Raw genomic sequence first — 3958 nt, 5'->3', positions numbered from 1 at the left:
AAATCTTATTCACGCATCGGTTGATCCTAAAACAGTTCAGTATCTTGCCGGTCATGAGAACAGCAAGATAACGATGGACATTTATGCAAAGGCAAAGTATAACCGACCGGATGAACTGGCGGGCATATTAGAGGATACCTTTACACTGTGGGATGCAGAATAGGCCAGACAGTTTCATGAATGAGATCAAAAAGAGCAGGGATAATCCCTGCTCTTTTTACATATAGCCGACATCCTTGAGAACCGGAGCAGCATTCTGGATAATTAAAGAGCAAGGATCAATTTGGATATATCAAGAAAATGGAGGAAGCAATAATGGCAAGAAAAAAAGTAGTGCCGGAATATGGAACAATTATGAAGAGGGGCGTTCAATATTACAGAACACGAATGCAGGATGCGGATGGAAAATGGATTTCGCTATATGCACAGACTCCTGAAGAGCTGTACGATAAATCCATTGAGATGAAGCGCAGTATTGAGAATGAAATATTCCGGAAGAATAATCCGACAGTAGCTGAGTATTGCGAAAAATGGTTGAAGATGCGCTCGGCGAGTGTGCGAGAAAACACATTGAGTGGATATGAGCGCACGATAAGAAAATACATTATTGGAGCTATTGGAGATATGTATATGGACGAAGTGACGACCGATGACCTTCGCTTGCTGCTGGTGCCAATCTCCAAGCAATCAGCTTCCCTGTACAGCAAAATGAATATGCTGATCAAATGTGTTTTCTATTCAGCAGAAGAAAGCAAAATCATCAGTTATAATCCGGCTGCGTCGCTTTCCGCAAAAGGCGGAACACCAAAGCAGGAAAAGAAGGCATTGACGGATGAGCAGGTGAAAATTCTTCTGGATACAATCAGGGGATTACCACCGTATGTCTTCGTAATGATTGGGTTGTACGCAGGGTTGCGGCGGGAAGAAATTCTTGCACTGCGATGGGATTGTGTTTTCCTGGATGAAGCCACTCCATATATTTCGGTACGGCGAGCATGGCGTTCTGTGAATAATCGTCCGGTAATTTCAACAGAATTAAAAACGCCAGCAGCTAAAAGGGACATTCCTATTCCGGGCAAGCTGGTGGAATGTTTGAAAGAGGCAAAAGAAAAGTCAAAATCGGAATATGTGATCTCTGACAGGAATGGTAACGCTCTGGCTGAATCCCAGTTCGTGAGGGTGTGGAAGTACATAGCAGTTCGTTCTACGGAAGAACGCTGCTATTACACCTATGTGAATGGGCAGAAGATTAAGCATGTGGTAAAGCCGAAGCTTGGTGAGCATCAGCCGAACAATCCGAAGTTGGTATATACGATGGATTTTCAAGTGACACCGCATCAATTGCGTCACACTTATATCACGAACCTGATTTATGCTTCGGTTGATCCTAAAACCGTACAGTATCTTGCCGGACACGAAAACAGCAAGGTGACTATGGACATTTACGCCAAAGTCAAGTATAATAAACCTGCCCAATTACATGGGGTGATCAACAGAGCAATCGACACATCAAAAAAAGATTAGGGTTAAAATCCGACAAAAGCCTACAAAATCGTGGGTTTAAGAACTGGTGGACGAAGAGCAAAAAGCTTGAAAAACCGCGTAAAATCAAGCAAAATCGAGCTTCGGTTTCGTGAAGTACGGCCTCAAGGCCGCCCGTCGTGCGCCTCAGTTCAGCAAGCGCTGATTTTTCATCAGACTGCACACAAAAACTGCCAGCCCAAATGGGCTGGCAGTTTTTTCACATATCGCCCCACGGTCAGCTCTGCGTACCGTCGGGGCTGGACTTTTCCGCCTGTGTTCCAAAGTAAAACGCGATCACTACGGTAAATACCGTTAAATACTGCTCCGTAGAGACATGCCCGCTTATCGCCAGATAGGCAAACACCGCCGTCAGCATGACGGTGACCAGACTCTTGACTGCCAACAGATTGGCGAGCCGACGCTTGATCAGTTCCATAACGCTCCTCCTTTCTGTTTCCCTCCAGCATATGCACCGGCTGCCCATCCTGCCCCGCCGCCCCCGGCTGTACCCAACCGTTGGTTAAAAAATTTCCTGTACAACCTTCTTTCTGCATGGTATAATTTTTATTTAATGGAAAAATCGGTTCTAACGACACAAGGAAGGTGCATAGAATGAGCGAGGAAATGCGGACCTTTGGCTACCTCTGCCCCGCCTGCGGGCAGACCGTGATGGGAACCCGGTCCGTTTTTGCGCTGGAAGCCTCCAATGCGGAGATCGAATGCCCCTGCGGCAAGTCCTCTCTGGACATCGGCTTTGACGGCGAAAAATATCACATCACCGTTCCCTGCGGCATTTGTGGCGAGACCCACACCGCCGTATGCGGACCGGAGCGGGTCTTACAGGGTGCCACCGCCCTGGGCTGTTCCCAGACCAAGCAGTTTTGCTGCTTCATCGGGCCGGAGGGCACGGTGGAAAAGAACCTGCGGGAGCTGGCTATTCTGGCAGAAAAGGAAAAGCAGCAGGAGGGCGAAGGCGGTCAGGAGGCCTTTGTGGACAACGTCATCATGTACGAAGTCCTCTCTGAGCTCAAGGAAATCGCCGCCCGCAAGGACGGCATCACCTGCGGCTGCGGCAGCCATCGCTACGGAATGGAGATCCGCCGCTCCGCGGTGGATTTGATCTGCCGGGACTGCGGTGCCAAGCTGCGCATTCCCGCCGCCACGGATCGGGACCTGGACGATTTGTGCTGTCATTTGAAACTGGTTATCCCCGGGAAGCAGGCCTGACGCCCCGCTTCCCGATCCTCTTGCAGAAAGGAGTTTTACTGCATGGTTTCTCTTCTGGCCCGGCTGTTCATCAAACCGGACCTGGATCAATCTGCCGCCCGTAAGGCCTACGGCATTCTCTGCGGAGCGGTGGGCATCGGTTTGAACCTGCTGCTCTTTGCAGGTAAATTTCTCGCCGGCCTGATCTCCGGTTCCATCGCCATCACCGCCGACGCTTTCAACAACCTCTCCGACGCCGGCAGCTCCTTCGTAACGCTGCTGGGTTTTCAGCTGGCCGGGCAAAAGCCTGACTCTCAGCATCCCTTCGGCCACGGCCGCATTGAGTACCTCTCCGGCCTTGCAGTGGCACTGCTGATTTTGCTGATGGGTGTGGAGCTGGCCAAATCCTCCATCGAGAAAATCCTCCACCCTGCACCGGTGGATTCCAGTGCGCTGGTGCTCATCATTCTCTGCGTATCCATCGCCGTAAAGGGTTACATGTGGTTCTACAACCGCCGGATCGGCAAGAAACTGGATTCTCCCGCCATGGAGGCCACCGCCGCCGACAGTCTCAACGACTGCATCACCACCACGACTGTGCTGGCCGCCACGCTGATCGGCCAGTTTACCGGCGTGAAGATCGACGGCTGGTGCGGTGTACTGGTGGCTGCGTTCATTCTCTGGTCCGGTATCGGCGCCGCCAAGGACACCCTGGACCCTCTGCTGGGCACACCGCCCACGGCAGAATTTGTCTCCAGCATCCGCCAGCTGGTAATGTCCCACCCCGGCATCATCGGCATCCATGACCTGATCGTCCATGACTACGGCCCCGGCCGGGTGATGATCTCCCTCCACGCAGAGGTCCCCGCTGAGGAAAACGTGCTGGATCTTCATGACGAGATCGACAATGTGGAAAAGGAGCTCAAGGAGCGGCTGGGCTGCGAGGCCGTCATCCATATGGACCCGGTGGTGACGGACGATGGCATCACCGAAGAGACCCGGGAGCGGGTCCAGGCTCTGATCCACTGTATCGACGATGCCATCAACATCCACGATTTCCGTATGGTGTCCGGCCCCACCCACACGAACCTGATCTTTGACGCGGTGGTCCCCTTCCACTTCCGCCTGACAGACGAAGAGGTCCGTCAGAAGATCCAGGCAGCAGTCCGCGCTCTGGACGGCAACTACTACGCCGTGGTAAATGTGGAGCGATCCTACACCTGACCCG

Annotated in this window: 4 protein-coding genes and 1 pseudogene; 4 read left to right on the top strand and 1 reads right to left on the bottom strand. The window is 52.1% G+C overall.

Translation table 11 applies throughout. The annotated features are described in order from the left end of the window. Both QZL67_RS04290 and QZL67_RS04285 read left to right on the top strand, forming a co-directional pair. Positions 1–163: pseudogene (locus tag QZL67_RS04290) on the top strand (site-specific integrase); the annotation flags it as partial. Between the two features lie 152 nt (positions 164–315). Then, positions 316–1524, top strand: coding sequence for a site-specific integrase (locus QZL67_RS04285; protein WP_022289530.1), 1209 nt, complete (start codon positions 316–318; stop codon positions 1522–1524). Between the two features lie 235 nt (positions 1525–1759). Here the strand turns inward: QZL67_RS04285 and QZL67_RS04280 are convergent, their stop codons facing one another. Then, positions 1760–1960, bottom strand: coding sequence for a hypothetical protein (locus QZL67_RS04280; protein WP_022289529.1), 201 nt, complete (start codon positions 1958–1960; stop codon positions 1760–1762). 176 nt (positions 1961–2136) lie between these two features. Between QZL67_RS04280 and QZL67_RS04275 the strand changes: the two genes are divergently transcribed. Together QZL67_RS04275 and QZL67_RS04270 are read left to right on the top strand one after the other, a co-directional pair. Further along, positions 2137–2751, top strand: coding sequence for a hypothetical protein (locus QZL67_RS04275; protein ID WP_022289528.1), 615 nt, complete (start codon positions 2137–2139; stop codon positions 2749–2751). A 42-nt stretch (positions 2752–2793) separates the two neighbouring features. Then, positions 2794–3954, top strand: a complete 1161-nt coding sequence (locus tag QZL67_RS04270) for a cation diffusion facilitator family transporter (RefSeq protein WP_022289527.1) — start codon at positions 2794–2796, stop codon at positions 3952–3954. Positions 3955–3958: the final 4 nt, after the last annotated feature.

Origin of the sequence: Oscillibacter sp. CAG:155, assembly GCA_000436875.1 — a bacterium.
GTDB lineage: Bacteria > Bacillota > Clostridia > Oscillospirales > Oscillospiraceae > Oscillibacter.
The sequence above is the reverse complement of the archived record's forward strand: the minus strand, read 5'-3'. Positions and strand labels throughout refer to the sequence as shown.